Origin of the sequence: Pseudomonas alkylphenolica, from assembly GCF_004025535.1 — a bacterium.
GTDB lineage: Bacteria > Pseudomonadota > Gammaproteobacteria > Pseudomonadales > Pseudomonadaceae > Aquipseudomonas > Aquipseudomonas alkylphenolica_A.
Genome location: NZ_QJRG01000048.1, coordinates 482,612 through 501,175, shown reverse-complemented (window position 1 = coordinate 501,175; position 18,564 = coordinate 482,612). Strand labels below are relative to the sequence as shown.

17 protein-coding genes are annotated in these 18,564 nt (G+C 64.2%); 11 read left to right on the top strand and 6 right to left on the bottom strand.

Features of this window, described 5'->3' with window-relative positions; genetic code table 11:
* Window positions 1-5 precede the first annotated feature (5 nt).
* The 3 genes from DM813_RS22785 to DM813_RS22775 are packed head-to-tail and all read left to right on the top strand — an operon-like array spanning window position 6 to window position 3,228.
* Window positions 6-1,388, top strand: a complete 1,383-nt coding sequence (locus DM813_RS22785) for an acetyl-CoA carboxylase biotin carboxylase subunit (RefSeq protein WP_128325658.1) — start codon at window positions 6-8, stop codon at window positions 1,386-1,388.
* Window positions 1,385-2,257 (top strand): 5-oxoprolinase subunit B family protein, encoded by an 873-nt coding sequence (locus DM813_RS22780; RefSeq protein ID WP_128325657.1) that lies wholly within the window; start codon window positions 1,385-1,387, stop codon window positions 2,255-2,257. Before DM813_RS22785 ends, DM813_RS22780 begins: the two co-directional genes overlap by 4 nt.
* Complete coding sequence (locus DM813_RS22775) at window positions 2,254-3,228, top strand: biotin-dependent carboxyltransferase family protein (protein ID WP_128325656.1); 975 nt, start codon at window positions 2,254-2,256, stop codon at window positions 3,226-3,228. The genes DM813_RS22780 and DM813_RS22775 overlap by 4 nt, the downstream gene beginning before the upstream one ends.
* Window positions 3,229-3,255: 27 nt before the next feature.
* On the opposite strand, the gene DM813_RS22770 is transcribed toward DM813_RS22775, so the two are convergent.
* Both DM813_RS22770 and DM813_RS22765 read right to left on the bottom strand, forming a co-directional pair.
* Entirely contained in the window at window positions 3,256-3,672 is a 417-nt protein-coding gene (locus DM813_RS22770) for a GFA family protein (RefSeq protein WP_128325655.1), read from the bottom strand.
* 52 nt (window positions 3,673-3,724) lie between these two features.
* Entirely contained in the window at window positions 3,725-4,054 is a 330-nt protein-coding gene (locus tag DM813_RS22765; protein WP_128325654.1) for a hypothetical protein, read from the bottom strand.
* A gap of 181 nt (window positions 4,055-4,235) precedes the next feature.
* Here DM813_RS22765 and DM813_RS22760 point away from each other — a divergent pair, with 181 nt between their 5' ends.
* The 5 genes from DM813_RS22760 to DM813_RS22740 all read left to right on the top strand — a co-directional run bounded on the left by DM813_RS22760 (window position 4,236) and on the right by DM813_RS22740 (window position 11,010).
* Window positions 4,236-4,754: a sigma-70 family RNA polymerase sigma factor gene (locus DM813_RS22760; RefSeq protein ID WP_128325653.1), complete on the top strand. Its 519-nt coding sequence runs from the start codon at window positions 4,236-4,238 to the stop codon at window positions 4,752-4,754.
* Between the two features lie 4 nt (window positions 4,755-4,758).
* Window positions 4,759-5,718 (top strand): FecR family protein, encoded by a 960-nt coding sequence (locus DM813_RS22755; RefSeq protein WP_128325652.1) that lies wholly within the window; start codon window positions 4,759-4,761, stop codon window positions 5,716-5,718.
* 86 nt (window positions 5,719-5,804) lie between these two features.
* Window positions 5,805-8,318, top strand: coding sequence for a TonB-dependent siderophore receptor (locus DM813_RS22750; protein ID WP_128325651.1), 2,514 nt, complete (start codon window positions 5,805-5,807; stop codon window positions 8,316-8,318).
* Window positions 8,319-8,461: 143 nt separating this feature from the next.
* A complete protein-coding gene (locus DM813_RS22745) occupies window positions 8,462-9,838 on the top strand; it encodes a pyridoxal-phosphate dependent enzyme (protein WP_128325650.1) in 1,377 nt (458 codons plus the stop codon).
* Window positions 9,835-11,010, top strand: a complete 1,176-nt coding sequence (locus DM813_RS22740; protein ID WP_128325649.1) for a trans-sulfuration enzyme family protein — start codon at window positions 9,835-9,837, stop codon at window positions 11,008-11,010. Before DM813_RS22745 ends, DM813_RS22740 begins: the two co-directional genes overlap by 4 nt.
* Before the next feature lie 89 nt (window positions 11,011-11,099).
* Here DM813_RS22740 and DM813_RS22735 read toward each other — a convergent pair whose 3' ends face one another.
* Window positions 11,100-11,810 carry a methyltransferase family protein gene (locus DM813_RS22735; RefSeq protein WP_241653227.1) on the bottom strand — a complete coding sequence of 237 codons (711 nt, stop codon included), beginning with the start codon at window positions 11,808-11,810 and terminating at the stop codon, window positions 11,100-11,102.
* A 121-nt stretch (window positions 11,811-11,931) separates the two neighbouring features.
* On the opposite strand from DM813_RS22735, the gene DM813_RS22730 reads away from it, so the two are divergent.
* Both DM813_RS22730 and DM813_RS22725 read left to right on the top strand, forming a co-directional pair.
* Window positions 11,932-12,441 (top strand): GNAT family N-acetyltransferase, encoded by a 510-nt coding sequence (locus DM813_RS22730; RefSeq protein WP_128325648.1) that lies wholly within the window; start codon window positions 11,932-11,934, stop codon window positions 12,439-12,441.
* A gap of 94 nt (window positions 12,442-12,535) precedes the next feature.
* Entirely contained in the window at window positions 12,536-12,994 is a 459-nt protein-coding gene (locus DM813_RS22725; RefSeq protein ID WP_128325647.1) for a YbaK/EbsC family protein, read from the top strand.
* 37 nt (window positions 12,995-13,031) lie between these two features.
* Here DM813_RS22725 and DM813_RS22720 read toward each other — a convergent pair whose 3' ends face one another.
* Genes DM813_RS22720 through DM813_RS22710 form a run of 3 tightly spaced genes read right to left on the bottom strand, consistent with a single transcriptional unit; the run spans window position 13,032 to window position 17,468 of the window.
* Window positions 13,032-14,819 carry an IlvD/Edd family dehydratase gene (locus DM813_RS22720; RefSeq protein ID WP_128325646.1) on the bottom strand — a complete coding sequence of 596 codons (1,788 nt, stop codon included), beginning with the start codon at window positions 14,817-14,819 and terminating at the stop codon, window positions 13,032-13,034.
* 32 nt (window positions 14,820-14,851) lie between these two features.
* The gene (locus DM813_RS22715; RefSeq protein WP_128325645.1) at window positions 14,852-16,237 is read right to left on the bottom strand and encodes an MFS transporter; all 1,386 of its coding nucleotides are present in this window, start codon (window positions 16,235-16,237) and stop codon (window positions 14,852-14,854) included.
* Window positions 16,238-16,286: 49 nt separating this feature from the next.
* Window positions 16,287-17,468 (bottom strand): fumarylacetoacetate hydrolase family protein, encoded by a 1,182-nt coding sequence (locus DM813_RS22710; RefSeq protein WP_128325644.1) that lies wholly within the window; start codon window positions 17,466-17,468, stop codon window positions 16,287-16,289.
* 114 nt (window positions 17,469-17,582) lie between these two features.
* On the opposite strand from DM813_RS22710, the gene DM813_RS22705 reads away from it, so the two are divergent.
* A complete protein-coding gene (locus DM813_RS22705) occupies window positions 17,583-18,542 on the top strand; it encodes a LysR family transcriptional regulator (protein ID WP_128325643.1) in 960 nt (319 codons plus the stop codon).
* Window positions 18,543-18,564 lie beyond the last annotated feature (22 nt).

Below are 18,564 nucleotides of genomic sequence, written 5' to 3'. Positions count from 1 at the left end.
CCTACATGAGCCAGGCAATCACCAAACTGCTGGTGGCCAACCGCGGCGAGATCGCGGTGCGCATCATTCGTGCCGCCAAGGCGTTGGGCATACCCACTGTGGCCGCCTGCAGCGAAGCCGATGTCGACTCCATGGCCGCGCAGCTGGCCGATGAAGTCCAGGTACTGGGCCCGGCCCGTGCCGATCGCAGCTACCTCAATATCGACGCCGTGCTGGCCGCGCTCAAGGCCAGCGGCGCCAATGCCGTGCACCCGGGCTATGGCTTTCTCTCGGAGAACGCCGATTTTGCCGAGGCGGTGGAAGCCGCCGGCGCCATCTTCGTTGGTCCCACCGCACAAACCATCCGCCAGATGGGCGACAAAGCGGTGGCCCGTCGTACTGCCATGCAGGCCGGGGTACCGGTGGTGCCCGGTTCGGCCGATGAACTGCATGACTTGGCAAACGCGCTGCAGGCCGCCGCGCACGTCGGTTTTCCGCTGCTGATCAAGGCCAGTGCCGGCGGTGGCGGGCGCGGTATTCGCCTGGCCAACGACCTCGCCGAGTTCGAGCAGGAATTCCCCAAGGCGCAGCGCGAAGCCCAGGCCGCATTCGGCAATGGCGCGGTGTACCTGGAGCGTTTCATTCGCCAGGCCCGGCATATCGAAGTGCAAGTGCTGGGTGACGGCAAGCACGCGGTGCACCTGTTCGAGCGCGAGTGTTCGTTGCAGCGGCGCCGGCAGAAAATCTTTGAAGAGGCGCCATCGCCAGCACTCAACCCGGTACAACGCCAGGCCCTGTGCAGCAGCGCCGTGCAGCTGGCCCAGGCGTTGAACTACCGGGGTGCCGGTACCCTGGAATACCTGTATGACGATGTCAGCGGCGAGTTCTTCTTTATCGAGATGAACACCCGCATTCAGGTCGAGCATCCGATCAGCGAAATGATCACCGGCATCGACCTGGTCCAGGCCATGTTACGCATCGCCTCGGGCGAGCCGCTGGGGTTACAGCAGAGCGATATCGTCTTGCGCGGTGCAGCCATCGAAATGCGCGTGAATGCCGAAGACCCAGCGCGGGATTTCTTCCCCAGCCCCGGCCTGGTCGACAGCCTGACCTGGCCGCAAGGCGAGGGCGTCCGGGTCGACAGCCACCTGTTCAGCGGTTACAAGGTGCCGGCGTACTACGATTCGCTACTGGCGAAAATCATCGTCCATGGCAATGATCGCACCCAGGCATTGGCGCGTGCACGCAAGGCCCTGGCCGATACTACCCTGAGTGGCATGGCGACGACCCTGGCGCTACACGCCCAATTGCTGGAACAACCTTGGCTGGCCGATGCCCGGTTCAATACCGGCACCCTGGAAACCTGGCTGGCCGACCCTGTTCGCCAGCGCTGTGGAGAGGCGTCATGAACCGTCCGATTCGCTACAGTTTTGGCGCCGACGAACACCTGTTCGCTGAAGTCAGCGAGAGCATGTCGCTGGAGGCGTTCTTTGTCGGCATGGCCATTACCCGTGCGCTGGAAAAGCTCGAGCTCGAAGGGGTGCTGGATATCTGCCTGGCCAACGCCTCGTTCCAGGTGCGTTTCGACCCGGAACTGATCGATCCGCAGACCCTGCTCGACGTGGTCAAGACCGTCGAGGTCAAGGCCGTGGCCGAGCGCTCGCTGCACACCCGCATCATCGAGATTCCGGTGCTGTACAACGATCCCTGGACCCATGAAACGCTGATGCGTTTTCGCGACCGTCATCAGGACCCGAGCGCCACCGACCTGGAATACGCGGCGCGGATCAATGGCCTGGCCGACGTCGAGGCGTTCATCGCCGCTCACAGCGGCGCGCCCTGGTTCGTGTCGATGGTCGGCTTTGTCGCCGGCTTGCCGTTCATGTTCCAGATGGTCGAGCGCGAGCGCCAGTTGCAGGTGCCCAAGTACCTGCGTCCGCGTACCGATACGCCGAAATTGACCCTCGGCCACGGCGGCTGCTTCGGTTGCATCTACTCGGTGCGCGGTGCCGGTGGCTACCAGATGTTCGGGGTCACCCCGGCACCGATCTATGACCCGCAGCAAACCCTGGAGTACCTCAAGGCGCACATGGTGTTCTTCCGTCCGGGCGATATCGTGCAGTTCAAGCCGATTGACCGTGCGGCCTACGATCAGGCCGTGGCTGAGGTCGAGGCCGGTACGTTCGACCTGCGCATCCGCGCGGTCGAGTTTTCCCTGGATGCGTTCCTCGCCGACCCGGTCAATTACCCCAAAACGCTGCAGGAGGTGCTGGCATGATCAAAGTACTCAAGCCTGGCCTCGCCACCTCGGTGCAAGACCTTGGCCGTGAAGGCTACTACCACCTGGGCATTCCGCCTTCCGGCGCGCTGGACCAGTATGCCCTGACCGCTGCCAACCTGCTGGTCGGCAATGCCCCGGGGGCCGCCGCGCTGGAATGCACGTTGCTCGGGCCGGAGCTGCAATTTGGCGAAGACGCCCTGGTGGCCTTCAGTGGTGCGTACATGGGGGCGCTGCTCGATGACGTGCAGGTACCCCCGGACACCGCCTTGCAAGTGCGCGCCGGGCAGGTGCTGCGCCTGAGCTACCCGAAAGTGGGTGCGCGTTTGTACCTGGCGGTGGCCGGCGGCATCGATGTGCCGGTGGTCCTCGGCAGCCGCTCGACCTACGCCCTCGGTGGCCTGGGCGGCTTCAACGGTCGGCGGCTGGTGGCGGGCGATGAGTTGCCGGTCGGCACCCCGAGTGGCAAGGGCAAGGTCGGTGCCAGCCTGCCGATGGCCTTGCGTCAGTCGTTGGGCGGCGAGGTTGAACTGCGCGTCGTGCCGGGGCTGTACTACGAGCGCCTGCAACCGTCGGCGGCGGCGAGCTTCTTTGCCGAGCCGTGGACAGTGGGCTCCGAGGCCGACCGCATTGGCTACCGCTTCAAGGGCGGCAGTGCGCTGAGTTTTCAGCCACGTGAGCAACCCTTCGGCGCCGGTTCCGATCCCTCGAACATCGTCGACAGCTGCTACCCCATCGGTTCCATCCAAGTGCCGGCAGGGCTCGAGCCGATCATCCTGCACCGCGACGCGGTGTCCGGGGGCGGCTACGCCATGATCGGCACGGTGATCAGTGCCGACCTGGACCTGGTCGGGCAGATGCAGCCGAACCAGAAGGCACGCTTTCGCGAAGTGTCGCTGGACGATGCCCTGGCGGCGCGCCAGCAGTACAAGAAAAAGCTCAAGCGCATGGCTGAGCTGTTTGGCGCCTGACTGATTGCCTGATCGTGTTGCCGAGTATCAACCCTGCAAGGGTGTACCCGACTCGCGATCAGGCCAGCCGAGCCAGTCCAGCCCGGAGTGGACGTGCACATGTTTCTGCCGCTCAGGCGCAAACGGCGTGTCCAGTGTTCCCAGCGCGACACTCACCCAATCGGCAAAATCTCCTGCCGCATTGTTCCAGAACAGGTTGGCGCCACAGCGCGAGCAAAAGCTGCGGCTGACGCCTGGCGATGACTCGAACACACGCATCACCGCTTCAGGGTCGCTGACCGTCAAGGTGCTGCCCGGCACGCTGCCATAACTGGCAAAGGCGGCCCCATGGGCCTTGCGGCACTGGCTGCAATGGCAATGGCTAACGGCCTTGATCGGCCCGTCAATGCGAAAGCCGATGGCGCTGCACAGGCAGCTGCCGTGGTACACCGATGTGCTATCCATCCGTTGACAGGCCTGGTTGAAAAAGGCTGACGATCATACACGCGCCATGCCGCTAGCGCTGGGCAACCGCATGCTGCACGCACTGTTCGTAATAGGTCTGCTTGATGGCGGCAGGCTTGAGCCGCGACTGGCTGTTGTAGGTCTGCTCGGTGATGCCCATGGCCGTCATGCGCATCCACGGTTTGGGGAACTTGCGCACCTGCAGCTTCTTGCGTGCCGAGTACAGGGTCACGCCCGACAGCTTGGACTGCTGCGCCCCTGCGGCTATATCCGACCCCCACGTGCACACATAGCGATCATTCTTGCCTAATGCCTTGGCCTGGGCGCCGAGAGCGAAGGTGGCAAGAAAAAACGTTGCAAGGGTCAGTCCATAAGCCCGCATAGTGTCAACCTAAGTTGTTGAAAGAAAAGCGAGTTTGCCAATGAAGATGGCGGCTAGGGGCCAGCAAATTGCCTTATTTGCGGTAGATTTTTGAGTAGGTGCAGGCAGCAGAGGTTGCGCAGTCGGCGGGCGACTGGATACTATTCGTAACCATTCTCACTTACATATGCCGGGTGTGTTCATGTCCGCCGTCGAGCCGACTTTCCAGCGTGCGATTCATGAGCTCTACCGCGAGCATCACGGCTGGCTGTTCGGCTGGCTTAGGCGCAAGCTGCGCTGCCCGCAGAATGCCGCCGACACCGCGCATGACACCTTCGTGCGGATTCTCGGCTCGCGCGATTCGCTGCTCGGCATCCGCGAACCGCGAGCCTTTCTGAGCACCACCGCACGCCGCCTGATCATCGACAAGGCCCGTCGCCAGCACATCGAGGATGCCTACCTGCGCGAGCTGGCGCTGACGGTCGATGTGCTGGAAGGGCACCAGTCGCCGGAACAGATCCTTGCCACGCTCGAAGCTCTGGAGCAGATAGCCTTCGTCCTTGAAGGCCTCAGCGACAAGGTGCGTCAGGCCTTCGTGGACTATTACCTGGATGAACTGACCCAGGTGCAGATCGCCCGGCGCCTGGACGTGTCCGAACGGATGGTGCGCAAGTACCTGCTGCAGGCACTGATGCACTGCAACCAGGCGCTGGATGTGTGAGGCAATGAACCGCGACGACAGCATTGAAGCCCAGGCTGCCGAATGGGTATTGCGCCTGAGTGAAGGCGCCTTGAGCGCGCAGGAACGCCAGGCGTTCGAGCGCTGGCGCCAACAGGACACTCGACATCAGGCTACCTACGAACGCATCAGTGGCGTGGTTGCGCAACTGCACAGCCTGCGTTCACAGCGGGCGCCGGCGCGTGCCGCCTTGCAGCTGCCGGCCAAGCGCAGGGTCAAGGCCCGTCACCTGCTCGCGATTGGCGTGCTGCTGGCCAACCTGGGCGTGGTGTTGAGCCTGAGTGGCTACCGCGTCGACGACTGGTTTGCCGACATGCACACCGCGCCTGGGCAATGGCAGACACATACGCTGGAAGACGGTTCGCGGATCACCTTGTACGGAAACAGTGCCCTCGACCTGCAGTTCGACCCGGCCCAGCGACGCCTCGAACTGCGCCGTGGCCAGGTTTTGGTGGATGTCGCGCACGATGCCTCGCGGCCGTTCGTGGTGGTCACCTCAGACGGCAGCTTCAAGGCCCTCGGTACGCGCTTTGTGGTCAGCCAGGGGGCAGGGCAGAGCGAGCTGAGCATGCTGCAGTCCACGGTTGCGGTGCAAAGTGCCGACCGCAGCCAGTCGCTGGAGGTGCAACGCGGTGGACGTGCCTGGGCGCGCCACGATGCGGTGGGGCGCCTGCCCGACATCGATCCGGCCAGCCTGGAGCAGGCCTGGCAGCGCCACCAGCTGGTGGTCGATAACGTGCCGTTGGCGCAGGTGCTCGAAACCCTGGGGCGTCAGCGCCGTGGCCACCTGCAGTTCGACGCCGCTGCACTGGCCGACCTCAGGGTCTCTGCCGTGCTACCGCTGGACGACACCGACCGCGCCTTGAACCTGCTGGCCCAGGCGCTGCCGATCCGTCTGCAACAGTACACGCCGCTGTGGATTCGCATCGAAGCTGAAAAAAACTGAAAAATAATCATTCCCAATGGTTCCGCATTGTCAGCGTGGCCCGTCAAGCAAAGGGCCAACATGATTATTAAAGGAGCCGTTTTCCCATGCGTCGATTTGCTGACTCGCAGGCCTTGAGTCCCATTGCGCTGTGTATCCACCTGGCGTGTGCCGGTGTTGCCGTAGCGCTGCCGCAACTGGCCTTCGCCCAGTCCCAGCAGCATTACGACATTGCCCCCGGGCCGCTTGGCAGTACCCTAAACCGCTTTGCCCAGCAGGCGGGTGTCGCCCTGGTGCTGCAGGCGGATGAGCTGGAAGGCCGCACCAGCCGGGGCCTGAGCGGCACCTACACGGTGGAAGCCGGATTTGCTGCCTTGCTCGAAGGCAGTGGCTATCGCATCAGCCAGAGTGACAACGGCTTTGTGCTGCTGCCGGTGGTCGATACGCAAGCCGGGCAAACCCTGGAGATCGGTGTTACCACGGTTGCCGGCCAAGGCATGGGCGAGAGCACCGAGAACACCGGCAGCTATGCGCCGGGCCTGATCAGCGTCGGCTCGAAGTCGCCGACCAGCCTGCGTGAAACGCCACAGTCAGTGTCGGTGGTTACCCGCCAGTTGATCGAAGACCAGCAGCTGACCGACATCAACGAGGCGATGAAGGTGACGCCCGGGGTGATCACCCAGAGCACCACGTTCCGTATCCAGGATTTCATTTCCCGTGGCTTCTCCATCCAGAACCTGCAGATCGACGGCGCTGCCCCCCAGGCGCTGGGCACCGCGATGGGTTCGTTCTATTCGTCGAACATCTTTGACCTTGCCGAGTTCGACCACGTTGAAGTGTTGCGTGGCTCCGGTGCGCTGTTCGGTGGCTCGGGCGATCCGGGTGGCATCATCAACCTGGTGCGCAAACGGCCGATGGCCTACAACCAGCTGAAACTGAGCCTGAGCGCCGGCAGCTGGGACAACTACCGCCAGGAGCTGGACATCACCGGCCCGATGGGCTGGGATGGCCGCCTGCGTGGACGCCTGGTGGTGGCCAACACCGACCGCCAGTATTTCGTTGACAAGCGCAGCACCGAAAAGCCGCTGGTTTACGGGGTGATGGAAGCCGACGTGACCGACAACGACATGCTGACCTTCGGCGTGCGTTACAACAAATCCCACGAAAACGGCACACAAAGCTCGGTGCCACGCTACAGCAACGGCGTCGACCTGGGCTTGCCGCGTCACACCGGCCTGACCCAGAACTGGGCGTTTGCCGACACCACGGCCCGCGAGTACTTCGCCAAGTACGACCACCGTTTCAATGACGACTGGAAGCTCAACCTGTCGTACACCAACATCTGGGACGTGTCCTGGTTCAAGACCGCCAGCACCCTCAACGCGGTCAACCCCAACACCGGCACCGGCGTGACCTGGTACGGCACTCAGAGTCGCCAGGAAAACGAGCAGCACCTCTACGACATCAACCTGGCCGGTGACTTCCAGTCTTTCGGCCTTGATCATCAGCTGGTAGTGGGCGCGGACTATCAACGGATCGACAGCCGCTGGCTGGGTACCGCACCGCATCCGGGCTTCGGTGGCCCGGTGAACGTCTTCGACCCCGACTCCACGCCTTGGGACGAGCCGGCCAACCACACCGACTACAGCCGCGACTACAACCCCAACGCGCAGCGTCAGTACGGCGTGTACTCCAGCCTGCGCCTGCAACTGGCCGAGCCCCTTCACCTGATCCTCGGCGCGCGGGCGCAGCGTTACCACTTCAACCAGACCTACCAGACCCGCAGCGGCACCCAGTGGACCACGGCCTCCGACGTCGACCAGCGCATCGGCACCAAGGTCACGCCGTTCGGCGGCATTGTCTACGACCTGAGTGATGAATGGTCGGCCTACGCCAGCTACTCCGAGATCTACAAGCCCCAGGCCAACAAACTCTCCGGCCCGCAGCCCGGCAGCCCGCTCGAGCCGATGACCGGCAAGACCTACGAGACCGGCCTGAAGGGTGAACTGTTCGATGGCGCGCTGAACACCAACATCGCCCTGTACTACACCACGCGGGAAGACGAAGCGGTCATCGACCCGGCCTATGCCGGCACCAGCAGTCTATTTGCCGGTAGTTGCTGCTACCTGAGCAACGGCAAGGTGGTGAGCAAGGGCGTCGACATTGAAGCCTCGGGTGAGCTGCTGCCGGACTGGACCCTGATCGGCGGCTACACCTTCAACCTCAACCGCAACCGCAGCTCCGATTCACCGCTGAGCACGGTCATGCCCAAACACCTGTTCAAGCTCTACACCACTTACCGCCTGCCGGGCGCCTTCCAGGACTTCAAGATCGGCGGCGGCGTGCAGGTGCAAAGCGCGACCTACGTTTCGGGTACCACCACGCGCTTCAACCCCGATGGCAGCGTGGCGCAGAGCAACGTGCCGTTCGACTTCAGCCAGGGCGGCTATGCCACCTGGAACGCGCTGGTCGATTACAAGGTCGACGAGCACTGGGACCTGACCCTCAACGGCAACAACCTGTTCGACAAAAAGTACTACCAGACCGTCGGCACCTCGACCTATGGCAACTACTACGGCGACCCGCGCAACTTCATGCTGACCCTGCGCGGCACCTACTGACCGGGTGAGCCGACCGGCTGGCCGCGAGCGGTTGCGGCAGTTGCCAAGCGGGCCTATGGTCCTAGCGAGGCACTGCTTGGGACAGGCAGGCTTTTCTTGAGAGGCTGCCCGTCCCGCGACCGTTCACGTTGCGAGGTGACACCGTGGCCATCGACTCCCGTCCGGCCGTGCTCGAACTGATCGGCAACACGCCCATGGTGCGTGTCAGCCGTTTCGACACCGGCCTGTGTACGCTGTTTCTCAAGCTTGAATCACAGAACCCCGGTGGCTCGATCAAGGACCGTATCGGCCTGGCCATGATCGATGCCGCCGAGCGCGATGGCCGCCTGGCAGCGGGTGGCACCATCGTCGAAGCCACGGCGGGCAACACCGGCCTGGGCCTGGCGCTGGTCGGCCGGGCCAAGGGCTATCGCGTGGTGCTGGTGGTACCCGACAAGATGTCCACCGAAAAAGTGCTGCACCTCAAGGCCATGGGCGCCGAGGTGCACATCACCCGTTCCGACGTCGGCAAAGGCCACCCCGAGTATTACCAGGATGTGGCGGCGCGCCTGGCGCAGGACATCCCCGGGGCGTTTTTCGCCGATCAGTTCAACAACCCCGCCAACCCCCTGGCCCATGAATGCAGCACCGCCCCCGAGATCTGGGCGCAGATGCACCATGACGTCGATGCCATCGTCGTCGGCGTCGGTTCGGCGGGTACCCTGACCGGGCTGACCCGCTTCTTTCGCCGCGTACAACCGGACCTCGCCATGGTCCTCGCCGATCCGGTGGGTTCGGTGGTGGCCGAGTTCAGCCGCAGCGGTGCGGTCGGTACCCCGGGGGCGTGGGCGGTGGAGGGGATCGGCGAGGACTTCATTCCCTCGATTGCCGACCTGTCCAGTGTGCGCCAGGCCTACTCGGTCAGCGATGAAGACAGCTTCGACCATGCGCGCCAGTTGCTGCGCGCCGAAGGCATTCTCGGTGGTTCCTCGACCGGGACCTTGCTGGCGGCGGCGCTGCGCTACTGCCGCGAGCAGACCACGCCCAAGCGCGTGGTCAGCTTTGTGTGCGACACCGGTACCCGCTACCTGTCCAAGGTCTACAACGACCAGTGGATGACTGACCAGGGCCTGCTGCAGTTCAAGCACTATGGCGATCTGCGCGACCTTATCGCCCGGCGCTTTGAGGATGGCCGGGTGATCAGCGTCGGCCCCGACGATACCTTGCTCACCGCGTTCCAGCGCATGCGCCTGGCGGACGTCTCGCAATTGCCGGTGCTCGAAGACGGCCAGCGCCTGGTCGGGGTGATCGATGAGTCCGACATTCTGCTGGGCATGCACGCCGACCCGACGCACTTTCGCCTGCCGGTCTCCAGCGCCATGACCGACAAGCTGCAAACCCTGCCGCCGGGTGCCAGCCTGTCTATACTGCAAGCGGAACTCGACCGTGGACTGGTGGCGATCATCGCCGATGACTCGGGCTTCTACGGCCTGATCACCCGTGTCGACATGCTCAACCACCTGCGCAGGTCCTTGCCATGAGCCAGCACGACGACAGCACCGCGTCACGCGGTTTCGCCACCCGGGTGATTCACGCCGGTCAAAGCCCGGACCCGTCCACTGGCGCCCTGATGCCACCGATCTACGCCAACTCGACTTACCTGCAACAGAGCCCGGGGGTGCACAAGGGCCTGGACTACGGCCGTTCGCACAACCCGACGCGCTGGGCGCTGGAGCGTTGCGTGGCGGACCTAGAGGGCGGCACCCAGGCCTTTGCCTTTGCGTCAGGGCTGGCGACCATCGCCAACGTCCTCGAACTGCTCGACGCCGGCGCGCACATCGTTTCTGGCAACGACCTGTATGGCGGCACCTTCCGCCTGTTCGAACGGGTGCGCCGGCGCAGTGCCGGGCATCGTTTCAGCTTTGTCGACCTCACCGACCTCGCGGCCTTCGAAGCCAGTCTGCAGGCGGACACGCGCATGGTCTGGGTCGAGACGCCGAGCAATCCGCTACTGAGCCTGACTGACCTGGTGGCTGTTGCGGACATCTGCCGCCAGCGCGGCATTCTTTGCGTCGCCGACAACACCTTTGCCAGTCCGTGGGTGCAGCGTCCGCTGGAGCTGGGTTTCGACATTGTCGTGCATTCGACCACCAAGTACCTGAATGGCCACTCGGATGTGATCGGCGGGATTGCCGTGGTGGCGAATGCCGAACTGGCCGAGCGTCTGGGGTTTTTGCAGAACGCGGTGGGGGCCATTGCCGGGCCGTTCGATGCCTTCCTGACGTTGCGCGGGGTAAAGACCCTGGCTTTGCGCATGGAGCGCCATTGCAGCAATGCCCTGGATCTGGCGCACTGGCTGGAGCTGCAACCTCAGGTGGCGCGGGTGTATTACCCGGGCCTGGTGTCACACCCGCAACACGGTTTGGCGCGCCGGCAGATGCGCGGCTTTGGCGGGATGATTTCGCTGGACCTCAACAGCGACCTGGCCGGCGCCCGGCGGTTTCTTGAAAGCGTGCAGATTTTTGCCTTGGCCGAAAGCCTGGGCGGGGTGGAAAGCCTCATCGAGCACCCGGCGATCATGACCCACGCCAGCATTCCCCCACAGACCCGTGCGCAGCTGGGTATTGGCGATGCGCTGGTGCGCCTGTCGGTGGGTGTGGAAGACGTCGAGGACCTGCGTGCAGACCTGGCCCAGGCCCTGGCGCGTATCTGAACGCGGCACTGTCTCTTCGCGGGTAAACCCGCTCCCACAGGTGCAGTTCACCCTGTGGGAGCGGGTTTACCCGCGAAAAAGCTCATTGGTCACCACACACCGGGGACCAGCCTGAAGCGAACACGGCGGGCATACTCACCGTAACCTGCCAGCTCGGCCTGCAGCAGGCGGTCTTCCCAGCGGGTGCGCAGCACCAGCAGGGCCGCCGCCATTAGCGCCGGCAGCAGTGCCCAGAACGAGCCCAGCGCCAGGGCCATGCCAAAGAACAGCCACAACGCAGCAACATAACCGGGATGCCGGACGAAACGGTACGGGCCGTTGTCGATGACCCGCTGATGACGCTCGGCCTGAATGCGTACGCCGGGTTCGAAAAACGGATTGACCGCCTGCGCCCAGGTGGCCAGGGCAATCCCGGCGAGCATCGCGCCATAACCCAGCAGCACCAGCCAGCCCGGCATTGCCGTGGGGTGAAAACGTCCGGCATCCAGTGTCGCCACGGGCAGCACGGCGACCATGACCGGCAGCATCAGGGCCAGCAAGACTTTGTCCCAGCCTTTGGTGCCTGCCTGAATGCGACTGCGGGCGCGGTAAATCACCGGGTTGATGCGTGCAAGCAGCCACGCGCTGATGGCAAATGCCGCGACAAGCACGCCGATAAACACCCAGCCCGGTCGCCAGGCGAGGCTGCCAACGGGCAGGAAGATCAGCACCAGCAAGGTCAGTGGCAGGCCGATTGCGTAGGCAATGGCCGTACCGCGTGACATCGGTGCCGGGTCACGTGCGGGTTCGCTCTGGATCATCGGGCCACCTCCAACCGGCAACCTGTCGCCGGACAGGGATGTGTCGCTGGCATTCGCCGTGGGTTTTGTAAACAATAGCGCCCGCCAAAAATGGCGCTATCCGTTATTGACCGAGACGTACATGCCTTCGACCTCCGTTTCCATCGAATTGCTGCAAACCGGCCCGGACCAGGCCGAGCTGATTCGCAACCTCTACCAGTTCTACGCCTATGAATCGTCGGACTGGGAGCAGGAAGACGTGGAAGTCGACGGCCGCTTCTACATTCATGAAGAACACCTGACGCGCTATTGGCAGGCGCCGGAGTGGAGCGCCAACCTGATTCTGGTCGACGGCTTCATCGCCGGTTTCTACCTGGTTGAACGCAGCGAACTGCCGGGGCTGGATGCATTGGAACTGGCCGACCTGTTCATTCTCAAGCGCTATCGGCGCAAGGGCATTGGCCGCGCGGTGGCCAGTCAGGTGCTGACAGCGACACAGAACGACTGGCTGGTGCGCTTTTATGACCAGGACGAAGCCGCGCAGGCGTTCTGGCGCGCCGTGTTCGATCAACTGCCACGACCCGTGCGCATGATCGAGCTCAACGATGAGCCGGAGCTGTCGAACTACCTGGTGACCCGCGCCCTGCATTGATCGGCGCCGGCGTGCTTGCCAAGGCTGACCCGCTCATGTTCCATTGCGCTGTTGTGCCGCTGCACAACGTCTGTTCACAAGGAGCCGATCGAGCATGAGCTTGCAGTCAGTCAGAACGTTTTTCTCCCATCACGCCCCGGACATCCAGGTGCTCGAACTCGGTGCCAGTACGGCAACGGTGGCGCTGGCGGCCGAGGTGCTCGGGGTTGAGCCCGGGCAGATCGCCAAGACCCTGTCGCTGCGCGTCGGCGAAGAGGTGATTTTGCTGGTCACCCGCGGTGATGCCCGCCTGGACAACCGCAAGTACAAGCAGCACTTTGGCGTGAAGGCGCGCATGCTCGATGCCGCGCATGTGGAAGAGGCGACCGGCCATCCGGTCGGGGGTGTGTGCCCGTTTGGCCTGCCGCGTCCGCTTCAGGTGTTCTGCGATGTCTCGCTGAAGGACTTTTCCATCGTCTTCCCGGCAGGCGGCGCGCCCAATGCCGCCGTGCGCATCGAGCCCGAACACATGGCCAGCCTGGTCAGCGCGCAATGGGTGGACGTCGCCCAGTAACGACCGCAGGCGCGGTCGTTACTGGGCCGGGCGCTTGTCAGTGCGAGTGACGCGGCATTCCGCCTTCGCGGGCAATGACGTTGAGGTGCAGGGTGGCAGGCTCCAGGCAACCACCGGTCGAGAGCTGGCCGACCAACTGGCGGTAGAGTTCCTGCCAAGGGGTTTGCGACGGCTTGATGTTCGGCTGCCAGGCCGCGCGACGCCGGGCCAGTTCCTGCTCATCGACCAGCACGTCGACACGGCGGCTGTTGAGGTCGACGCGCAGCCGGTCATTGGTTTGCAGCAGGGCCAGGCCGCCGCCGACCGCCGCTTCCGGTGACATGTTGAGGATCGACGGGCTGGCCGAGGTGCCGCTCTGACGGCCATCGCCCAGGCACGGCAACGAGTCGATGCCTTTTTTGATCAACGCGGCAGGCGGGGCCATGTTCACCACTTCGGCACTGCCCGGGTAGCCCACGGTGCCTGCACCGCGGATGACCAGGATGCAACGCTCGTCGATGTCCAGGGCCGGGTCGTCGATGCGCGCGTGGTAGTCCTCCGGCCCTTCGAAGACAATGGCCCGCGCCTCGAAACTGTTTTCTGCCCCGGGTTCGGAGAGGTAGGTCTTGCGAAAGGCGTCACCGACCACCGACATCTTCATGATGGCGCTGTCGAAGAAGTTGCCGCTGAGCACGATGAAGCCTGCGCCGTGCTTGAGCGGTGCCTCGTACGGCAGGATCACGTCGGCGTTGCTGGTGACGGTGTCGTGCACCACTTCGCCAATGGTTCTGCCGCTGACTGTGGCGCAGTGCTCATGCAGGCGCCCGGCCTTGAGCAACTCGTGCATCACCGCCGGTACGCCGCCGGCACGGTGGAAGCCTTCGCCGAGGTACTTGCCGGCCGGCATGCAGTTGACCAGCAACGGCACGCTTTCGCCGACCCGCTGCCAATCGTCCAGCGACAGGTCGATGCCCATGTGCCGGGCGATGGCGATCAGGTGCGGCGGGCAGTTGCTCGATGCGCCCAGTGCCGAAGCCACGGCGATGGCGTTCTCGAAGCTGTCGCGGGTCATGATGTGCGAGGGGCGCACGTCCTGCATGACCAGCTCGCAGATGCGCCGGCCGGTGGCATAGGCCATCTGCCCGCGTTCGCGATAGGGCGCCGGGATGCTCGCGCAGCCAGGCAGTGACATGCCCAGCGCTTCGGCCAGTGCGTTCATCGACAGTGCGGTGCCCATGGTGTTGCAGTGGCCTACCGACGGCGACGCGGCGGTGGTCATCTCCATGAAACCTTCGTAGTTGATCTCGCCGGCCGCCAGCAAATTGCGCGCATGCCAGAGCACGGTGCCCGAGCCGATCAGCTGGCCTTTATGATGGCCGTCGAGCATCGGCCCGCCCGACAGCACGATGGCCGGCAGGTCGGTGGTGGCGGCGGCCATCAGGCACGCCGGGGTGGTCTTGTCGCAGCCGGTGGTCAGCACTACGCCGTCCAGCGGATAGCCATGCAGAATCTCCACCAGGCCCAGGTAGGCCAGGTTGCGGTCCAGCGCGGCGGTGGGGCGACGGCTCTGTTCGGCGATCGGGTGGACCGGGAACTCCATGGGAATGCCGCCGGCGTCGCGAATCCCGGCCTTGACCCGCTGGGCCAGCTCCAGGTGATGACGGTTGCAGGGCGTGAGGTCGCTGCCGGTCTGGGCGATGCCGATGATCGGCCGGCCCGATTGCAGCTCGTCGCGGGTCAGGCCGTAGTTCATGTAGCGCTCGACATACAGCGCAGTCATGTCGGCATGGCTCGGGTCGTCAAACCATTGCTGGCTGCGCAGGGTGCGTTTCGGCGTCAGGCTCATGACAAATCTCTCTTATCGTTAAAGGGGCAGTATCAACGTTGCCAGGCCGGGGCGCTGGCACAATCTTCACGGGCGCCACTGCCGACGGCATCAGCCAGGTCGGTCAGGTCGCGGCCACGGGTTTCGGTCGACAGCAGGGTGCCGAGCAGGGTCAGGCAGGCCAGCACCAGGGTATACAGCGCCAGTACCCAGTAGGCGCCGCCGGCCAGGCCGACGAGGAAAATGCCGAGTATCGGTGCCAGGCCGCCGGAGAGCATGGCGCCGATCTCACGGGCCAGGGCAACACCGGAGTAGCGGTAGCGGTTGCCGAACAGTTCGGTGAAGTGCGCGCACTGGGCGCCGAGCATGCTGTTGGCGCCGAGGGCGAAGCCACCGACGACGGCAATGCATACCAGCAGCGGTTCACCACTGTCGATCATCCACCACGACGGGAATGCCCAGAGTACACAGAACAGTGCGCCGCCGCGGTACACCGCCAGGCGCCCGAAGCGGTCGGACAGGGCGCCGAACAATGGCGTGGTCAGCACACTGAGGACGCTGGCGGCCAACACTGCATTGGTGCCGATGCTGATGAGGTTGCCACCGCCGTCGGCCAGGTGACGGCTGGCAAAGCCGGTCAGGAAGGCAATCGACACGGTGGCATACAGCGTCGAGCAGCCGGTCTCGGCCATGCGCATCAGGGTGGTGGCGAGCAGCGGGCGACGGGCATTGCGCAGCACCGTGCGCATCGGTGATTCGATCACGTGCTGTTGCTGGCTGAGCTGCTGGAACACCGGGCTTTCCTTGAGCTTGAGGCGAATCCAGATGGCCATGAAGATCAGCACCACGCTGGCCAGGAAGGGCAGGCGCCAGCCCCAGTCGAGCAGTTGCTCGCGGGTTAGCGAGGCGTCCAGCAGGCGGAAGGTGATGGTCGCCAGGGCCAGGCCGCTGAACACCCCGATAAAGGGCAGGGCGGCATAGAAGCCACGGCGCTTGGGCGGTGCCAGTTCGGCCATCAGCGTCGCCGCCCCGGTTTGCTCGGCACCGGCACCAAAGCCTTGCAGCAGGCGCAACAGCACCAGCAGCACAGCGCCCACAGGGCCGGTTGGCAGCAGGCCGATCAGAGTGGTGGCGGTGCCCATCAGGGCGATGGTCAGCAGCAGGACCAGCTTGCGCCCTTTGCGGTCGCCCAGCGAGCCGAAGAACAGCCCGCCGAACGGCCGCGCCAGAAAGCCTGCGCCATAGGTGGCGAAGCTGGCCAGCAGCGCACCGGTGGTACCCAGTGAAGGAAAGAAAATGTGGCCGAAGACCAGTGCCGAGGCCAGGCCATAGATGGCGAAGTCGTAGTACTCAAGGGCACTGCCAATGGCGCCGGTGTAGATCGCCCGGCGCAGTTGGCGCGGGTCGGGCGTGGGGGAGACCTTGGCCTCGGTAGTCATATCATGCCTCGCTTTTATTGTTATGGGAGGTGCAGCGCGGTGCAGGTGTTCAGCGTTGTAGCAGCCCTCGCTCGGCGAGGTTGCGCATCAGCGCGCCGACTCCGAACGTCCAGGGGCTGGCCTGGTCGCTGCCGGTGACCTGATTGTGCAGGCTGCCCAGCAACGGGCTGCTGATACTGACCTGGTCGCCGGCCTTGTGGGTGAAGCCGGCACCGGCATGGTCACGGTCTTCGGTGGGCGCGAACAGGGTGCCGAGGAACAGCAGAAAGCCGTCAGGGTACTGGTGGTTGGCGTTGAGGGTTTGCGCGGCCAGGTCTTGCGGGTCGCGGCTGATCTGGTTCATCGAACTGGTGCCGGCCAGGACAAAACCGTCGTCGCCTTCCACCTTGAGATCCACCACGCATTGACGCACGGCGTCCAGGTCAAACGTTTCGTCAAACAGGCGGATGAACGGGCCGATGGCGCACGAGGCATTGTTGTCCTTGGCCTTGCTCAACAGCAAGGCACTGCGGCCTTCGAAGTCGCGCAGGTTGACGTCGTTGCCCAGGGTCGCACCGTGAATGCGGCCACGGCTGTCGACCGCCAGCACCACTTCCGGCTCGGGGTTGTTCCACTGCGATTCCGGGTGCACACCGATCAGGCTGCCGCTGCCGACAGCGGACAGCACCGGCGCTTTGGTGAACACCTCGGCGTCAGGGCCGATGCCCACTTCCAGGTACTGCGACCACATGCCTTGTTCGATCAGCAGGGCCTTCAGCGCCATGGCCTTGTCCGAGCCAGGCGTGATGTTACGCAGGTTGTTGCCGATCACCGCCTGTACGGTAGCGCGCACGGCTTCTGCCTTGGCGGCATCGCCACCGGCCTGCTCCTCGATCACCCGTTCGATCATGCTCGCGGCAAAGGTCACGCCGGCGGCCTTGATCACTTGCAGGTCAAGCGGCGCCAGCAGGTGGGGGCGGGCAGGGTCGGCATGGGCGCCGGTGTTGGCCAGCAGGGCCTCGACGCTGCAAACGAACGTACCGGGCGTACTGCGCAGGGCCTGCAGCGGTGCTTCTTGCTCAAGCAGCTCGCTGAGGGTGGCGAAGCGCGCCGAGAGGTCGAACACACCGTCGCTGCGCAGCACGATCGGCGAAGGGCCGGCAACCGTGCCGGGAATCCAGGCGCGGCCGATCAGGGTACCGGCAAGGCCATCGGCAGGCAGGGTATTAGCGGGGGTCAGGGTTAGCGGCATGGCAAGCACTCTCGGTTCGATAAAACCTGCACGCTAGGGAGGACTGTCGATAAACTCCAATGGCATAATCTCACCACTCGATAACAACAGGTTATTGCACCAAAGGCGGATGCCATGTCGGACCTCTCGTTTTCGCACTTCTGCAACTGGCTCAAGTTTCGTCACCTTGTGCTGATCGACACCCTCGGTCGCACCCGCAACATGCACCTGGCTGCGCAACAGATGAACCTCAGCCAGCCGGCCATCAGCAAGATGCTCAAGGAAATCGAAAACCTGTTGGGGTTTGCCGTGTTCGAGCGTCAGCCGCGCAGCATGCCGCCCACGGCGCTGGGCGAGCAGGTGGTGCGCTACGCCCAGGTGGCGCTGAACGATGCGCACAACTTTGTCGACCACATCGCCAGCCTGCGCGAGGGCGGGCACGGCCACTTGAAGGTGGGCGGGATCTTCGCCGCCACGGCTGTGGCGTTGCCGGATGCCATCGTGCAGATCAAGCAGCGCTGGCCGCTGTTGTCGATTGAGGTGGTGGAGCAGACCAGCGATCACCTGATGGCCATGCTCGATGAAAAAATCCTCCACCTGGCAGTGGCGCGCTTCACCGACCAGGCCCAATGCCAGCGCTTCGATTTCCAGCCGCTGGCGCCGGAGCCGTTCTGCTTTGTGGTCAACCACCAGCACCCGCTGCTCGACGTCGGTGCCGTGACCTTGCCGCAGTTGCTGGAGTGGCCATGGATTCTCTACCCCAAGGGCACACCGATCCGTGGGCGCATGGAGCGTGCCTTTGCCGAAGCCGGCGTATCGGTACCGCGCAACACCATCGATACCATCTCCATGCAGACCTTTCTCAAAGTGCTGCAGGGTGGGCCGATGATCGGCATGTTGCCCCAGGCCATGGTCGAGCCGCACCTGAGCAGCGGCGTGTTGCGCACCCTCGACACACCCCTGCACCTGGCGCCGCAGGACTACGGCATCCTCACCCGCAAAGGCGAGCCGCTGGTCGGCTCGGCGCTGGAGTTCGCCGAGATCCTCATGGCCGATGCGCGCAAGGCGCGTGAGCGGCTGGAGGGTGTGCGATAGCCTGGGGTTATCGATCGATCCA